The organism is Sorangium sp. So ce327 (assembly GCF_051530205.1).
Lineage (GTDB): Bacteria > Myxococcota_A > Polyangia > Polyangiales > Polyangiaceae > Sorangium > Sorangium cellulosum_B.
This window is the reverse complement of sequence record NZ_CP150330.1, coordinates 9,099,318-9,114,058: the sequence shown is the minus strand read 5'-3', so window position 1 is coordinate 9,114,058 and position 14,741 is coordinate 9,099,318. Positions and strand designations below refer to the sequence as shown.

Here is a 14,741-nt window from a genome sequence, read left to right as displayed (position 1 = left end):
GCCGGCGAGCCTCAGCGCCATGAACACGTACAGAATGTCAGGTACAGCGACCGTGGTACAACATCGTAGCACTCCCGTGCCGGGGTAGCAGCGGCCGGGCCGTGCCGCGGCCGGACCCAGGTCCCTGTTGCCGAGCATGGCAGTCCTCGCGGAGCCCGTCGCATGAACGCCGACGCCATCGTCCTGCAGACGCCGCCTGGCGCACCGTTCACCTTCGGAGTCACCGTCAACCACCGAGAGCCGCGCAGCTTCCTGGTGACCGAGCCGGGGCAGGACGCGCGGCGTTATGAGCTCGCCCGGGTGGAGCAGCCGGACTACCTCGACCTCTTCGAGGCGCTGGCGCGCGATCTCGGGACCCGCACGCCGCTCGCCCGCACCCCGCCGCCGCCGCGGAAGGGCGGGGCGCCGCTGCGGCCCCTGCTGACCGAGGCCATCGCGCCGGAGATCCTCTACGGCTATGGCGACCCGTGCGTGGTGCGGGTGGGCGAGCGAGCGTGGCGCTTGCTCGTGACCTCGAACGACGCGCCGAACGCCTTTCCCATCCTGGCCTCGAACGACCTGACGACCTGGCGGCTGACCGGCTTCGTCTTCCCGGAGGGGCGCGCGCCGGCCTGGACGCTGACCGGCCGCAACCAGGCGGACTTCTGGGCGCCGGAGATGCACCGGGTCGGGAACGAAATCTGGCTCTGCTTCACGGCCCGAATGCACGACCGCTCGCTGGCGATCGGCCTCGCCCGAGGCGCGAGCCCGGACGGCCCGTTCGAGGCGGAACACGCGCCGATCGTCACCGGGGATGTGATCGACGCCCACCTCCTCGTGGACGCCAACGGCGCGCCCTGGCTGGTCTGGAAAAAGGATGACAACGGCGTGTGGCCCCGCCAGCTGGCCGCCTTGCTTCACCGGGAGCCCGTCCTGGTGCGCGAGCTGTTCGTGGCCCGCAAAGACCAGCGCACCGCGGTCCTGGCGCTGACGCTGTGGCCGTGGGTGGCGACCCTCGAGCCCATGGAGCAGTTCTTCGTCCTGCAGCCGCTGATCGAGGCGGCGACCTCGGACTTCACGGGGTTCGCGGGGCGGCTGGAGGAGCTGCGGGCGCGGGCGTGCGGCGCGGAGGCGGAGGAGAGCGCCGGGATATCGCGGGCGCTCAGGACCCGCATCTACGCACAGCGGCTGTCGGCGGATGGCCGCAGGCTGGAGGGGGAGCCCGCCGTCATCCTCGAGAACGACCAGCCCTGGGAAGCGCACCTCATCGAGGGCGTCTGGATCACCCAGGAGGGCGGGCGCTATCATCTGCTTTACGCCGGCAACGACTTCTCGACCGCGTACTACGGTATCGGCGCGGCCGTGGCGGACGCCCCCACGGGCCCGTACCGCAAGTTGTCGGAGGTCTTCCTGAGCTCCAGTGAAGAATGGTGGGGGCCAGGGCACCCGTCCGTGGCCGTGGGCGCCGACGGGCGTCACCACGTGTTCCTGCACGCCTTCCGCCCCGGGGAGGCAGGGTACAAGGCGTTCCGGGCGCTGCTCGCCGCGCCGATCCGCTTCGAGGGCGGCGTCGTCTTGCTGGATACGTCGGTCTGGCCGGCGGCGCGACCCGACCCAGGTTGAGGTGACCGCCTGCTACGTGTGTGCGGCGCGTGAGATCACGCCGAGGTCTCGCGGCGCGTATTCGGCCCCTTCGCCGCACGTCTCCACTCGCCGGGCGACTGTCCGGTCCTCTGCCGGAAGAGCTTCGAGAAGTGCTGCGGGTGCTCGAATCCGAGCGCGTAGGCCACCGCGCTCGCGCTCGCGTCCGACGCGAGGAGCCGCGCCTTGGCGGCCTCGATGAGGGCTCGGTGGATGTGGTCGCGCGCGCTCGTTCCCGTCTCCGCGCGGAGGAGATCGCTCAGGTAGTCGGGCGAGTACCCGAGCGCGCGCGCGCAGGATCGAACCGTGGGGAGCCCGCCTTCGACCTGCGCGGCCGACGCGAAGCACGCGTCGAGGTGGCGGTCGAGCCGCTCCGCCACGCCGCCCGCCCGCGCTCGGACCTCGATCTGGCGCGCGTACGCGCGCTGGCAGTACGTGAAGAGGAGCTGGAGCTGCGCCGAGAGCACGTCCGGCGCGAAAGCGTCGGGAGGGACCGAGGACTCGCGCTCGATCTGCCGGACGAGGCCCGTGAACGTCTCTCGCTCCGGCCGTGTGAGGTGGAGCGCCTCGTGCGTCGCGTAGCCGAAGAACCGGTACTGGTGCATCGCGTCCGAGAGCGGCGTGTCGCGCAGCACGTCGGGGTGGAAGACGACGGTCCAGCCCTCCCCCTCGTGGGCGAGCTCGCTCTCGCCGCCGATCGGCGTGATCACCTGGCCCGGCGACGCGAAGACGATGATGCCCTCCTGCCCGTCGTGCACCTGTCGCCCGAACTCGGCGTGGCATTCGTCCCCGCGCTTCAGGCTGATCACGTAGAGCCCGGACTCGATGGGTCGTCCGATGATCGGGATCTCGATGCGCAGCGGCTCCTGCCACGACGCGGCGATCACGGAGACCAGCGGATGCGCGGGCGGCGGGCGCCCGATGAGCCTGTGGATCTGCTCTATCGACCCGAGCCTCAGCGCGTCGCGTGTGCCCACGCGATTCGGGGTATCACGCGCCTACCTCGATCACAACGTTGCCCCGCTTGCGCCCCGTCTCGACGTACCTGTGCGCATCCGCGATGGCCTCGAGCGTGTAGCGCCTGTCGATGACCGGGCGGAGCGCTCCGCGCGCGACGAGCTCCGAGACCTCGGGGAGCGCGGTCTTCTTGTCGACGGACATCCCGAAGACGAGCTTCCTGCTCCCGAAGAGCCGGCTCCATGCGTCGCGCAGGTAGAGCTCGGCGCCCCCGACCGTGATCAGGTATCGGCCTCCCCGCGCGAGGCAGCGCCGCGCGCGCGCGAACGAGCTCGCGCCGACCGTGTCGAACACGACGTCGAACGCGTCGGCGCGCGCCGCGTAGTCGTCTCGCGTGTAATCGACGACGTGGTGCGCGCCGAGCGAGCGCACGAGATCGGCGTTTCGCCCGCTGCAGACCGCCGTCACCTCCGCGCCGAGGTGCCGCGCGACCTGGACGGCCGCCGTGCCGATGCTCCCGGACGCGCCGACGATCGCGATCCGCTCGGCGGTCCGGAGCCGCGCCCGGTCGCGGAGGAAGTAGAGCGCGGTGGTCGGTCCGTCGACCAGCGAGCACGCTTCTTCGTGGCTCAGGCCGGCGGGGGCGTGCGCGATCGACGCGTCCTCGGACAGGCACACGTACTGCGCGTACCCGCCGGACCCGAACCCGGTGAAGCCGAACACGCGATCGCCGGGGCGGAACCGCGTGACGCGCCGGCCGACGCGCTCCACGGTGCCGGCGACCTCGATCCCGAGCACCCGGAAGCGCCGCCGCGGCCGTAAGAAGCCGAGCACGACCCGCGCCATGAGCGTGTCGCCTCGCCGCATCATCTGGCACGCGGCCGTCGCCGTGGTCGCGTGCACCCGGATGCGCACCTGATCGTCCCGCGGCTCCGGCGCGGGCATCTCGCGCAGCTCGAGGACCGAGGGAGAACCGTATCGCTCGTAGACGGCTGCCTTCATCTGCATAAGGAGCAGACTAAGGACGCGGCGGGTGTGCCCGAAAGCATCGGATCCGGGAAAGATGGATCTCTTTCCGGGATCTGCTCGGCGCGGGCGCGCCGGCGCCGGATCTCACGGGGCGATGCGCGACGCCCGAACCGCCCGGCGGGCCTGTCAGTCGGTCTCGGGGCGCACCGACGCGGAGATGATGCCGTCCGTCTCTGCGGGCGAGCCGTCGGCGTTCCTGGGATCGTGGATCTCGATGGTCGTGTAAACCGCCTTCAGCCGGGCGGACGAGCGGTCCTCTGCGGGCTTGCTCGGCTCCTCGGCCAGCAGCGGCTCGACCCGGGCCCTCGATGTGTCGAAGACGCGGAAGAGCGGGAGTCGATGATCCGGGATGAAGTAAAGCTCGCCGTCCGCGCCGCGAAAGAGCGTGCCCGGTACGTGCTCCTTGCCGTCGTGCGCCCGCGGGCGCGCGTCGGATACCGGCTCTGCGGCATCGGCATCCACGGAGAGCAACTCTGCTGCTTGTCGTTCCGCCATGACTCAGGTCCTCCTTGGGCAGCCCGTCGACGCCGCCGAGCGGAGGCGGTCAGGACGTCCGCCGCTCACGATCGACGGATCCTAGAGCGACAAACGGGTTGAAACCACGAGAAAAAACAAAAAATCACGGGGAGGCGGGGAGCGAGAGACGGCAAGAGGGAGAACTTCTTTTTTTTTCTTCCTCCCCGTCTCCCCGCCTCCCTGTGAAAATTCTCCGGGTTTCAACGTGATTGATCGGCGCTCTAGCGCTCGCGTAGCCGGACATAATGGTACTCGCGGAGCAGCGCGCGCAGGAACATCGGTTCGTCGCGGAACCCGGCCTGGAGCGCGGCCTCCGAGAGGTCCCGCGGCACGAGGCCCTCGCCGCGCCTCTCGACGTACCATCGGAGGAGCCCCTCTCGGGACAGCGGCGCCGTGGCCAGGTCGGGGTCGGCGAGCCCGGCCTCCTCCAGCGAACGCTGCTTGTCGCGGGCGCGCGTCCAGAGCCCCACATACAGGTCGTCGAGGCGGAGCTGGTCCACGAGGTGCGCGCTGATGTGCGGCGCCGCCCAGCGCTGCACCGCCACGACCTGGGTCTCGCTTTCCATGAGGCGCGCGAACTCCTCCGCGCGGAGGCCGTTCGCGCGGAGCCAGCCCTCCATCGCCTCGGCGTTCAGCAGCCCGCGCGCGCGACGGAAGCTCAGGATGGCCTCGTCGACCTCCTCGCCCGGCGGTCGCGGCGCCTGCTCGTCCGAGAGCGCCCGCGAGAGCAGCCGCGTCAGCGCGCCCTTGCGCGCCAGCGTATAGGCGACGGGATGGAGCCGCGCCTCGTCGAGCAGCGCGCTCTGCATCCATGAACCGTCCCCGGGGTCGGCGAGCGGATCGCCGAGCGGCGCGGCGGCCTGGCGCAGCGAATCCCAGAAGATCGTGGCCTCGAAATGGTAGCGCACCTGCTTCGGCGTGAGCCCGGCCGCGAGCCTTTCCTTGATCACACGGAGCATCGCGAGCGCGTCCGCGCGCTTCTGGTCGATCTGGCGCTCTCGCAGGAAGCTCCTTAGCGCCGACAGCTCGCCCGGATCGCTCCCCTGCGCCGAGGCCTCCGAGAGCAGCCGCGGGTAGTCGCGGTCGGGATAGAACAGCCGCTTCGCGATCTGCAGCAGCGCGGCGTGGGTCGTCGGCCGGATGACCCCGCGCTCCTCCGCCGCCGCCAGCGTGGCGCGGATATTGACCATCGCCACCGAGAGCGCGCGGTATCCATAGGCGGCCGGCGCGTGCGCGACGGCGACCTCGTCGTCGTCCTCCAGCTCGGCCCGCGCGTAGGCTTCGAACACCGCGCCGATGCCTTCCATGCCGAAGGGCGACAGCTCGACCGCGCGCAGCGCGCCCATGCTGGCGCTGCCGAACACGTGCACGCCTTCGCGCATCGCCCAGAGGATCTCCTTGTGCCAGACCGCCGGCGTGCCCTCGAAGTAGCCGTCGACGATGCCTATCACCGTCGCGCCCCGCTGTACGGCGCGGTAGATGTCGCCGTGCGCCGCCGGCGGCAGGATCACCGCGTCCAGCACCTCGGCGGCGTCGGCGGCGGCCAGGGTCGGGCCCAGGAAGAGGTGGACCGTCATCCGGCCTGCCCCCGCTGCGCCCGGGCACGCGCGCCGGGCACATAGCTGCGGTCGCCGGACAGCGGCTCGAGGCCGGGCACCACCAGGCGAACGACCGGAACGCCGAGCTCCGGCCGGGTCAGCTCGATCACGATCGCCCGCGTCATGCCCGCGGCGCGCAGGCGATCGAGCTCCCACGCGACATCGGCGTTGAAGGTGTCGGCAGCAAAGGTCGGGCCCTCGGCGAAGGGGCGTCGCGGGCCAGGCCGCCCGAGCTCCTCGCGTGCGGCAGCCGTGATGTTCGGGTCGCGCTGCCGCACGTACTGGCTGGGATAGCGATCATCACGCGAACCGGCGATCTGGGTGAGCCGGCTCTGGGCCGCCTCGGTCAACGCGCGCAGCAGCGCGATCTCGCGCGCGGGATGACAGCCCATACCCTCGTTGACGCCGAGCCTCCGCAGGGCGTTGTCGCGTCGGTCGCAGATCTTGCACAGGAACGCGGGGATGCCGATGTCCGACGTGATCTCCCACACGCCGACGGCGACGTCCGCGCGCTCGTACCTGTCCAGGACCTCGCGGCAGCCTCCCTCCTGGATGCTGTCGAGATCGATCCGGGTGGCCGCGCGCGACGCCGGGCTGCGCTGCCGCCACAGGGTCGTCGCGTCGCGCTCCACCGCCTCGCACAGACCGTGGCTGATCGCCTCGAGCGCGCCGTTGCCGGAGGCCAGGCCGTTCGAGCTCGCGACGAAGCCGACCATGGTCCGGTGCATCGCGACCGTGTAGTTGGTATGCACCACCTCGAACGGGACCCACACCGGCTCGCGCTGGAGCAGGTCGACCCCCTCGATCCAGAGGATCGGCAGATCGGCGTGGAACTGAGCGACGGAGATGCGCGGGAGCGCCTCGACGTCCACGACGCGGTGGGTGTAGCGGAGCTCCTCGTACGAGGCCAGCTTGAGCGGCAGGTCGATCCGCTCCGCGTGATAGGACTCGACCGACTCCATGAGGCCGGACGCCTGGGCCGACCGGAGATCCAGCCCCTTGCCCTGCGATACGGACAGCGAGCGGGAGTTCGGCCGACACACCATCACGACCGGGACACCGATGCTGTCGAGGCCAGTCACGTCGGCGATGCGGGTGATGCCCATGACGGGCATCAAGCGACGCACGCGGCGCAGCGTCTCGTCCGGATCTATCTGGCGGTGGGTGCCGGCGAAGTAGCCTTTCGGGACCGGGCTGTCCAGCGTGCTCGGCTCGAACCGGAGATGCATGTCGCCTCCGGAGGAGACCCGGAACGCCTCGGGGGTGTCAAGCGCCCAGGGATCGACCGACCCGGGCCCGGTGAGCGTCAGCGGCGTTGTCCTGCTTTGCGTCGGCGCGTGCTCCGGTGCGGACTCGCCATGACCGTCTGGCCGCATCAACCCCCGCGCAGCGCCCAGCCCATCAGCCCCGCCAGCACGATATAGACGACCATGGGCGCCGCAGTTCGCCGGATCACCTGCCCTTCGCGGCCGAGGATCTGCGCGACGGCGCACGCGGCGACCACGTTGTGAACGCAGACCATGTTGCCGGCGGCCGCGCCCATGCCCTGGAGCGCCAGGATCGCGACCGGATCGTGGCCGGCGTCGGCCGCCACGCCGTGCTGGAACAGGGCGAACAGCATATTGCTGAACGTGGCGCTGCCCGCGATGAACGCGCCAAGCGCCCCGACCCACGGGGCCACGATGGGCCACGCGGCGCCGACGCTGCGCCCGGCGACGTCCGCGAGCGCGAGCGGCATCGCCGGGAGGCCCTCCGCGTTGACCCCCGAGTGGATGAACAGGCGCACGGTGATCACGGCGGCGGCGAGCGGCACGACGGTCCTGGCCGCGACGCCGCCCGCCTCGACGACCGCCTGCCCGACCGCGCGGCGCGACAGCCCGAGGAGCGCCGCGGCCGCGAGCGTCGTGATGACGAACACCGCGCCCGGCGAGTGCAGCGGCTGGAGCGTGGCCGAGATGCCGGTGCCGAAGAGCTCTCCCGGGCCGACCGTGACACCCGCGAGCGCCTCGCCGAAGGGCAGCGCGCGCACGCGCGTCACGGAGAGCAGCGCCGCCAGGAGGACGTAGGGCGCGAGCGCGCGGACGAGGCTCGGCCCGGGCCGCGGCGGCGCCTCGCGCGCGGGCGCCGCCGCGTCGCGGCCCGCCGGTGCGCCGGTCGCCGCGGCATCGGCGGGCGCCGGCGCGGGCGGGAAATCCCAGCGTTGCCTCGGCACGAGCAGCCCGCGCGACGCCAGGAGCAGCGCGAAGAGCAGGCCCACGGCGGCGCCCACGAGGCTCGGGAACTCCGGGCCGAGGGTCCAGGCCACCGCGGCCGCGGCGGCGGCCTGGGCCAGCCCCGTCGCGAGCGCGAACGGCACCGCCTTCAGGCCGTCGCGCAGGCCGCGCCGATCGCCGAAACCGGCGGCGAGCGTCAGCACGAGCACCGCGGGCATGAGCATCCCGAGCGCGAGGTCGTAGAGCGCGATCTGGCGCCCGATGGCGGCCGCGTCGGGCGCGACCGCCCCCGCGGCGGCGCGCTCCGAGAGCCCGACGAGGCCCTGCCCCATGCCGACGATCATGGGCGTGCCCACGGCGCCGAACGAGACGGCCGTGCTGTCGCCGACGAGCGCGGCGGTCACCGCGGCGAGCGGCGGGAAGCCGAGCCCGATGAGCAGCGGCGCCGTGATGGCCGCCGGCGTGCCGAAGCCCGCGGCCCCCTCGATGAACGAGCCGAAGTGCCAGGCGATGAGCACGGCCTGCACCCGGCGGTCGCGGCTCACCGCGGCGAGCGACGCCTGGATGGCGCCCATCGCGCCGGACGCCTTCATCGCGGCGAGCAGGAAGAGCGCGCCGAAGACGATGTACAGGATGCTGATCGTGATGAAGCCCCCCTCGACGACGGCCGCGAGCGCCCGGACCGGCGGGATCCGCCACGCGAAGAGGGCGATCGCGCCGGCCGCGAGCGCGCACACCGGCATGGCGCGCGACGCCTGCCACCGCAGGCCGGCGAGGAGCACGAGGGCGGTCAGGATCGGGAGGGCGGCGAGCGCTGCGAACATGGGTCCTTGCGGAGCCCCGATCGACGACTGCCGAGCGGCCGTGCAGGCTCCTCGTAGAGCGAATACATGCAACCGCCCGACGGCGCCAGGCGTCGTCGCCGCTCGGCGGGCCCCGCGGAGATCACGCCGCTCCGCCGGGAGGAGGGCTGATCGGACAGGCCACGTCACGTCGGCTCAGACATGGTCCGCGTCCGCCGGGCTTGCGCGCCGAGGCTGGTGCGCTTGCCTCACCCATGGTATCGGTCTCTGCGCAGCGCTCCGTCATGGTGTGTCTCATCGCGTGGGCGCTGTGAGAAGGGTCGTAGATGCGAAGAATTCACATTGCTCTGGGCGTGCGTTCACTGACGGACTCCATTGCGGATTACACGCAGCGCCTGGCGGCCCAGCCGCACGTGATCGTACCGGATCAGTACGCGCTTTGGCGCACCGACACGGTGAACTTCTCCATCCGTCAGATCCCCGCCGGCGAAGCTCCGGCGTTGCGTCATCTGGGCTGGGAGGACGACGCCGCCAGCGCCTTCTCCGAGACGCGGGATTGCAATGGGATCGTCTGGGAGGAGTTCGGTCCCGAGCAGCAGTTGCAAGAGATCCTCGGGCTCTGGCCTGATGCCCAGATCAAGCGCTGACGCCGAGATGGCATGAATCTGCCGGAAGGACGTCGACGGCTGGCGTCCCGAAGGACCCGCCTCGGCGGCCTGCGCAGCGGATCGCTCACCCGACGGCGCGATCGTGAGCCCGGCGCCCGGCGATCGTCTGGAGATCCCCTGAGCGGCGCGCTCCTCGCTGGCCCCCTCGCGCTGACACGCGGAGATGACGCCTGTCATGGGAGCGTGACAGCGAGGGTGTCATGAGCGCGTGACGGCGACGCGCAGCAACTCGGTCGCCGGTCGCGGCCGGCGTGTCGCGATCACGGCCTGATAGCGCCCGATCCGGCGTCTCGCCCCCGGAACAGGAGGCAGCGCCATCGCTGCACGCGCCGGGTGGCCGCGCGCGGCATATGCGTTGCAATCGCCTTGTCATCGCCTTGTCGCGGTCGCGCCGGGGCAGCGATGGCCGTTATCCAACATCGAACTCGTGGAAAGGAAGCATGTCATGAAGAACAATGCACTGCTGCTGGGATCCCTTGTCGTCGGCATCATGGGCGCAGGTTGCGCCGTGGCGTACGAGGCCGAGGAGGGCGAGGTGGGCGACGCCCAGCAAGCGTTCGTGTCCCGTGCGTGGGCGTATGCGTGGGCGCACCAGGCGACGGGCTCGTTCACCGCGAGCTCGAGCTACTCGCGGAACTCCTCTGGAGACGTGTCCGGGCAGGGCGTGAACAACACCGTCACGCAGCTCGGTGCGGGCCAATATCGCGTGCGGTTTCCGGACGTGGGCGCGGCGCCGGGCGGTCATGTCCAGGTCACGGCCTACGGCGCGGGCGCCGAGCGCTGCAAGGTCAATTCCTGGGCCAGGAGCGGCGATGACGTGGATGTTCATGTCAACTGCTTCACCGCGGGCGGCGCGCCGGTCGACACCCTGTTCAGCGTCGCCTATGTCCACAAGTCGGGCACCGGATCCTCGGGCGAGGCGTACGTCTGGGCGAACAACCCGACGGCGTCGGCGTACACGCCCACGGCGACGTACCAGTTCAACTCGAGCGGCGTGAACAACACGATCGCGCGCGAGGGGGTGGGCTATTATGCGGTGACCCTGCCGGGGCAGACCGCGGGCGGCGCGACGGTCGAGGTGACGGCCTACGGCCCGGGCAGCGATCACTGCAAGGTCGGCAGCTGGGCGCAGTCCGGGGACGACGCGGTGGTCCGCGTGCGCTGCTTCGACAGCTCGGGCGCCCCGTCGGATAGCCAGTTCACCCTCAACTTCGCGCGTTCGAGGCCGGTGAACGGCGGGCTCTCCTACAGCTACGCCTGGGCCAACAACGCCACGGCGGCGGCGTACACGCCGAGCCTCTCCTATCAGGAAGGCTACATCGCGGGGGACCTGGGCGAGGTGGAGGCCGACATCACCGCAGGGCGCACGTCCGCAGGCCGCTACTCCGTCAGCCTGCCCGGCATGTCGGCGACGGGCTCGAACGTGCAGATCACGGCGTACGGCTCCGGACCGGAGTACTGCAAGGTCGTCGGCTGGTCCGGCACCGAGACGAACACGAACGTCAACGTCGCCTGCTTCGATGCCAGCGGCGCGCCGGCGGACACGCGCTTCGTCCTCGTGTACACGGACGACAAGTTCATCGTCCTGTGAGCTGCAGGGCGGGGGGCCTGCTCCGGCCCGCAGGCGATGGGGGCGGCGCCCAGCACGGGCGGTGAATTCTCTTCGGAGATCCGTCAGCAGCCTCGGTGAACTTGCAGGCTGTAGCTCGTTGCGCCGCGGGGTTGCCGTTCTGCGACGGTGCCTCAAGCCGGTGACGAGAACGAGAGCGTCTCGATCTCGTCGCCTGTCCTCGGCGAACGAGCGCGGAGGAGTAGTAGCTCCTCGGTTGCCTGGCGACGGGAGGTTCTGTTCGGCGCTCCTGGTAGCGGGTCTCGTCGTGGTCGCTCATCTGGGGCGGCGCCTCGGCGCTGGTGTAGCGGAAGCGCTGGGATCAGCGGCACATCGATGATCCGTGGACGCGCTGCACCGGACCCGGCCATGCCGCGCGGGAGGAGCGGGGCGCGGCGCTTCAGCTCAGGGCGCCGCCGCTCCCTGCTCGGCCGGCGCGGCCTGCGGCGCGGGGGCGGGCGGCTGCGCGGCGGCGCCCTCCTGCGCCGGCGCATCCATGGCGCAGCGGAAGCCGATCCACGCGTGCGCCGTCACGGGCGCCGCGGCGGTGCGGTACGTGGCAGAGAGCTTCTCGGGGCCGTCCAGGAAGCTGCCGCCGCGCACGACCTTGAGCGGGAAGGACGGGTCGCCCTGCGGGTTCTCGCCGCCGGGCGGCGGGAAGACGAGGCCGTCCGAGACCCACTCGGACACGTTGCCGGCGAGATCGTAGACGCCCTCCGGGGTGCGATCGCTCGGGTGGACGCCGGACGCGCAGGTCGAGACGTCGGCGCCGCGGGCGAGGCAGCCCTCGTTGCGATCGTAGCAGGCGCGCTCGCAGGCCGGCGCCTCGTCGCCCCAGACGAAGGCCCGGCCGGCCGCGCCGCGCGCGGCGACCTCCCACTCCGCCTCGGTGGGCAGCCGCCGGCCGCGGAAGCGGCAGTAGCTCTCCGCCTGGGAGTAGTCGACGCAGTTGATCGGGTGCCCGGTCGCGCCGCGGGGCTCGTTGCAGCGCCGCGTCCAGAGCTCGACCTCCCGCTGCTCCTCGGGCGTCGTCGGCGCCTTCGCGCCGGGCAGGAGCTCGGGCGTCAGCGAGACGTGATCCGCCGTGGAGCACATGCGCTGCTGCATGCAGGCCCGGTAGGCGCGGACGGTCACCTCGTTGCGATCGATGTAGAACCCGCGGGTGAGCGTCACCTGGCGCGCCTCGCCCGCGGCGCCGATCGTGGTCGAGATGGGGCCGATGAAGACCATGTCCGCCGGCGGCGCCGCGGGCGCGGCGGGCTCGGCGGAAGGCGCCGCGCCCGAGGCGCTCGCGGTCGGCGCGGCGCTGGCGGGCGCCGGCACGCCCGCCGCGGTCGTCGCGGCGCGCCCGGCGGACGACGTCCCGGTGGCGCGCGCGGCCGGCGCTTTCGCCGGCTTCTTGTCGGGCGCCCGCGTCAGGACGTACGCCGTCGCGCCGGCGCCGCCGAGCACGAGCGCCGCCACGAACCAGGGAAGCGCCGCGCGCGCGGCGCTGCGGCGCTGCGGCGGCGCTGCGACCGGCGGCGCTGCGACCGGCGGCGCTGCGACCGGCGGCGCGGCGTGCGGCGGTCCGCCCGCCGCGGCCTGGGGGTGCGGGGCCGCGCCGGGGTGCGGGGCCGCGCCGGCCGCAGGGGGGCCGGCGGGCGCGACCGTCTCGATCATGGAGTCCTCGACCTGCGCGGTCCTGGAGCCCCCCGTCGCCAGCGCGCCGCCCCCGTCTCTCGCCCGAGGCGCCGCGCCGCCCGTCACGCCGGCGGCCGGCAGCCCGCTCGCGCCAGCGGCCTGCGGCCCGCTCGCGCCAGCGGCCTGCGGCCCGCTCGCGCCGTGGCTCACCTTGACGATGGCAGGCCGCGCCGGGGCGGGCGCGTGCGCGTCGGCGAGCATCGTCGGCTCGCTCGGCCCGACGGCCACGCCGAGCCCCTGCGCGGCCGCGTACTCGGCGGTCGACTGCCCCGCCGCGTGCTCCGCGGAGGGGCCGCCGCGGCCCGCGAAGGACCCCGCGCGCTCGCCGTGCGCCGCGGCCGAGAGCGCGTCCCAGAACTCGCCTGCGCTCGTGAAGCGGTGCTTGGGCTCGATCGCGAGCGCCTTGTCGAGCACGCGCTCGATCGCCTCGGGCGCGTCCGGGAGCCCGCGCGCGCGCAGCGTCGGGCGCACCGCCGGATCGGCCGACGCGACGTAGAGCTGCGTGGGGTCGTCCCCCTCGAGCGCGCGCCTGCCGCTCACGAGCTCGACGAAGATGAGCCCGAGCGCGAACACGTCGGTCCACGGGCCCGTCGCGCCGCGGGCCTTGTTGAACTGCTCGGGCGCGCCGTAGCGCGGCGTGAACGCGCTCGGCCCCTGCCGGGTCGCGGCGAGCGCCTCGGTGAACGTCGGGTGATCGGACAGCACCTTGGCGATGCCGAAATCGAGCACCTTCAGCGTCCGCGCCCCGCCGACCTGGGTGAGGAACAGGTTCGCCGGCTTCACGTCCCGGTGCGCGACCTTGTGCGCGTGCGCGACGGCGAGCGCGCGCGCGGCCGGGGTGAGCAGCTGGATCGCCTCGGCGATCGACATGCCGGCCTCGCCCCGCTCGCGCCGCTCCCGGAGGTATTGCCCGAGCGTCTGGCCCTCCAGCCACTCCAGCACCAGGTAGGGCACCCACACGCCGGCCTGGGTGGTGAACGCGCCGACGTCGAGCGCCTGCACGATGCCCGAGGTGGCCCGCGACAGCCGGTGCAGGATCCGCCCCTCGCCCCGCAGCGTCTCGAGCAGCGCGTCGCGCTCCGCGGCGTCGAGCGAGGCCGGCAGCTTCAGGCACTTGATCGCGATGAGCTCGCCGAAGCCCTCGTGCATCCCCCGGTAGACGACGCCGAACCCGCCGTCGCCGATGACGGCGGCGACGCGGTACTTCCCCTCGATGGTCTGCCCCGAGAGGCCAAACGGATCGTCGGACGGCTCCGCCATGCCCCGCTCCTAGCGCGTCGCCGTGCCCAGGCAAAGGGGCTTCGGCGCCGCTCGTCCCCGCAAGCTCGCGCGGCTTGATCCTTGATCTGCTCGCATACGCTCGCTCAGCCTGCGTCCGGCTTGCGCCCGCCAGCGTCCTGTGTGCGTCCGGCTTGCATCCGGCGGCCCGCGGCCCCATGCCGGCGCTGATGAAGACGCCGCGAGCGCTCGTGATCCTTGCCGAGGGAGCCGAGGAGATGGAAACGACGATCATCGTCGATGTCCTGCGCCGCGCCGAGGTCGAGGTCGTCCTCGCCGGGCTCGATGGCCCGGGCCCGGTGCGCTGCAGCCGAGGCGTGCGCCTCGTGCCGGACGCGGATCTCTCGGCCGTGACGGGCGACTTCGACGTGGTGGTCCTCCCGGGCGGCAAGGGCGGGGCCGACCGGCTGGCCAGCTCGCCGGCCGTCGGGGAGCGCCTTCATGCGCAGGCGCAGGCGGGCCGGGTCGTCGCGGCGATCTGCGCCGCGCCGATCGCGCTCGCGGCGCACGGGCTCTTCCAGGGCCGCAGGATGGCGTGCCACCCGTCCGTGAACGACGTGGTGTCGGCGCACGGCGAGCTCCTCGCGAGCCCGGTCGTCGAGGACGGGCTGCTCGTCACGAGCCAGGGGCCGGGCACCGCGATGGCGTTCGCGCTCGCGCTCGTCGCGCGGCTCCGGGGCGAGGAGATCGCCGCGAAGGTGCGCGCGCCGATGATGCTGCCGGCCTGAGCGAGATCGGCGCTCGGCCGGCCGGAGTTCCTCTAGGCA

11 protein-coding genes are annotated in these 14,741 nt (G+C 72.6%); 4 read left to right on the top strand and 7 right to left on the bottom strand.

Annotated features, from left to right (window positions below; translation table 11 throughout):
• The first annotated feature begins 162 nt into the window (after positions 1-162).
• On the top strand, positions 163-1,602 hold the full coding sequence (locus WME95_RS34075) for a family 43 glycosylhydrolase (protein ID WP_437903531.1): 1,440 nt from the start codon (positions 163-165) through the stop codon (positions 1,600-1,602).
• 35 nt (positions 1,603-1,637) lie between these two features.
• Here the strand turns inward: WME95_RS34075 and WME95_RS34070 are convergent, their stop codons facing one another.
• From WME95_RS34070 to WME95_RS34045, 6 genes are all read right to left on the bottom strand, one after another.
• Positions 1,638-2,597 carry a helix-turn-helix domain-containing protein gene (locus WME95_RS34070; protein WP_437903530.1) on the bottom strand — a complete coding sequence of 320 codons (960 nt, stop codon included), beginning with the start codon at positions 2,595-2,597 and terminating at the stop codon, positions 1,638-1,640.
• A 13-nt stretch (positions 2,598-2,610) separates the two neighbouring features.
• On the bottom strand, positions 2,611-3,579 hold the full coding sequence (locus WME95_RS34065; protein ID WP_437911055.1) for an NAD(P)-dependent alcohol dehydrogenase: 969 nt from the start codon (positions 3,577-3,579) through the stop codon (positions 2,611-2,613).
• Positions 3,580-3,732: 153 nt separating this feature from the next.
• Positions 3,733-4,101, bottom strand: coding sequence for a hypothetical protein (locus WME95_RS34060; protein ID WP_437903529.1), 369 nt, complete (start codon positions 4,099-4,101; stop codon positions 3,733-3,735).
• A 242-nt stretch (positions 4,102-4,343) separates the two neighbouring features.
• Positions 4,344-5,699, bottom strand: a complete 1,356-nt coding sequence (locus WME95_RS34055; protein WP_437903528.1) for a TfuA-like protein — start codon at positions 5,697-5,699, stop codon at positions 4,344-4,346.
• Positions 5,696-6,949 carry a YcaO-like family protein gene (locus tag WME95_RS34050; protein ID WP_437903527.1) on the bottom strand — a complete coding sequence of 418 codons (1,254 nt, stop codon included), beginning with the start codon at positions 6,947-6,949 and terminating at the stop codon, positions 5,696-5,698. The genes WME95_RS34055 and WME95_RS34050 overlap by 4 nt, the downstream gene beginning before the upstream one ends.
• Before the next feature lie 146 nt (positions 6,950-7,095).
• The gene (locus WME95_RS34045) at positions 7,096-8,757 is read right to left on the bottom strand and encodes an L-lactate permease (protein ID WP_437903526.1); all 1,662 of its coding nucleotides are present in this window, start codon (positions 8,755-8,757) and stop codon (positions 7,096-7,098) included.
• 305 nt (positions 8,758-9,062) lie between these two features.
• On the opposite strand from WME95_RS34045, the gene WME95_RS34040 reads away from it, so the two are divergent.
• Positions 9,063-9,383: a hypothetical protein gene (locus WME95_RS34040; RefSeq protein WP_437709522.1), complete on the top strand. Its 321-nt coding sequence runs from the start codon at positions 9,063-9,065 to the stop codon at positions 9,381-9,383.
• Between the two features lie 466 nt (positions 9,384-9,849).
• Positions 9,850-10,995: a hypothetical protein gene (locus tag WME95_RS34035; RefSeq protein ID WP_437903525.1), complete on the top strand. Its 1,146-nt coding sequence runs from the start codon at positions 9,850-9,852 to the stop codon at positions 10,993-10,995.
• A gap of 423 nt (positions 10,996-11,418) precedes the next feature.
• Here WME95_RS34035 and WME95_RS34030 read toward each other — a convergent pair whose 3' ends face one another.
• Complete coding sequence (locus WME95_RS34030) at positions 11,419-13,956, bottom strand: SUMF1/EgtB/PvdO family nonheme iron enzyme (RefSeq protein ID WP_437903524.1); 2,538 nt, start codon at positions 13,954-13,956, stop codon at positions 11,419-11,421.
• 188 nt (positions 13,957-14,144) lie between these two features.
• Here WME95_RS34030 and WME95_RS34025 point away from each other — a divergent pair, with 188 nt between their 5' ends.
• Complete coding sequence (locus WME95_RS34025) at positions 14,145-14,702, top strand: DJ-1 family glyoxalase III (RefSeq protein ID WP_437709516.1); 558 nt, start codon at positions 14,145-14,147, stop codon at positions 14,700-14,702.
• Positions 14,703-14,741 lie beyond the last annotated feature (39 nt).

What these genes read in the sequence shown, in the direction of transcription:
- WME95_RS34065 (WP_437911055.1), bottom strand. Translation starts at nt 3,579, where the DNA reads ATGAAGGCAGCCGTCTACGAGCGATACGGTTCTCCCTCGGTCCTCGAG.
- WME95_RS34055 (WP_437903528.1), bottom strand. Translation starts at nt 5,699, where the DNA reads ATGACGGTCCACCTCTTCCTGGGCCCGACCCTGGCCGCCGCCGACGCC.
- WME95_RS34035 (WP_437903525.1), top strand. Translation starts at nt 9,850, where the DNA reads ATGAAGAACAATGCACTGCTGCTGGGATCCCTTGTCGTCGGCATCATG.
- WME95_RS34040 (WP_437709522.1), top strand. Translation starts at nt 9,063, where the DNA reads ATGCGAAGAATTCACATTGCTCTGGGCGTGCGTTCACTGACGGACTCC.
- WME95_RS34030 (WP_437903524.1), bottom strand. Translation starts at nt 13,956, where the DNA reads ATGGCGGAGCCGTCCGACGATCCGTTTGGCCTCTCGGGGCAGACCATC.
- WME95_RS34025 (WP_437709516.1), top strand. Translation starts at nt 14,145, where the DNA reads ATGAAGACGCCGCGAGCGCTCGTGATCCTTGCCGAGGGAGCCGAGGAG.
- WME95_RS34075 (WP_437903531.1), top strand. Translation starts at nt 163, where the DNA reads ATGAACGCCGACGCCATCGTCCTGCAGACGCCGCCTGGCGCACCGTTC.
- WME95_RS34050 (WP_437903527.1), bottom strand. Translation starts at nt 6,949, where the DNA reads ATGCATCTCCGGTTCGAGCCGAGCACGCTGGACAGCCCGGTCCCGAAA.
- WME95_RS34045 (WP_437903526.1), bottom strand. Translation starts at nt 8,757, where the DNA reads ATGTTCGCAGCGCTCGCCGCCCTCCCGATCCTGACCGCCCTCGTGCTC.
- WME95_RS34060 (WP_437903529.1), bottom strand. Translation starts at nt 4,101, where the DNA reads ATGGCGGAACGACAAGCAGCAGAGTTGCTCTCCGTGGATGCCGATGCC.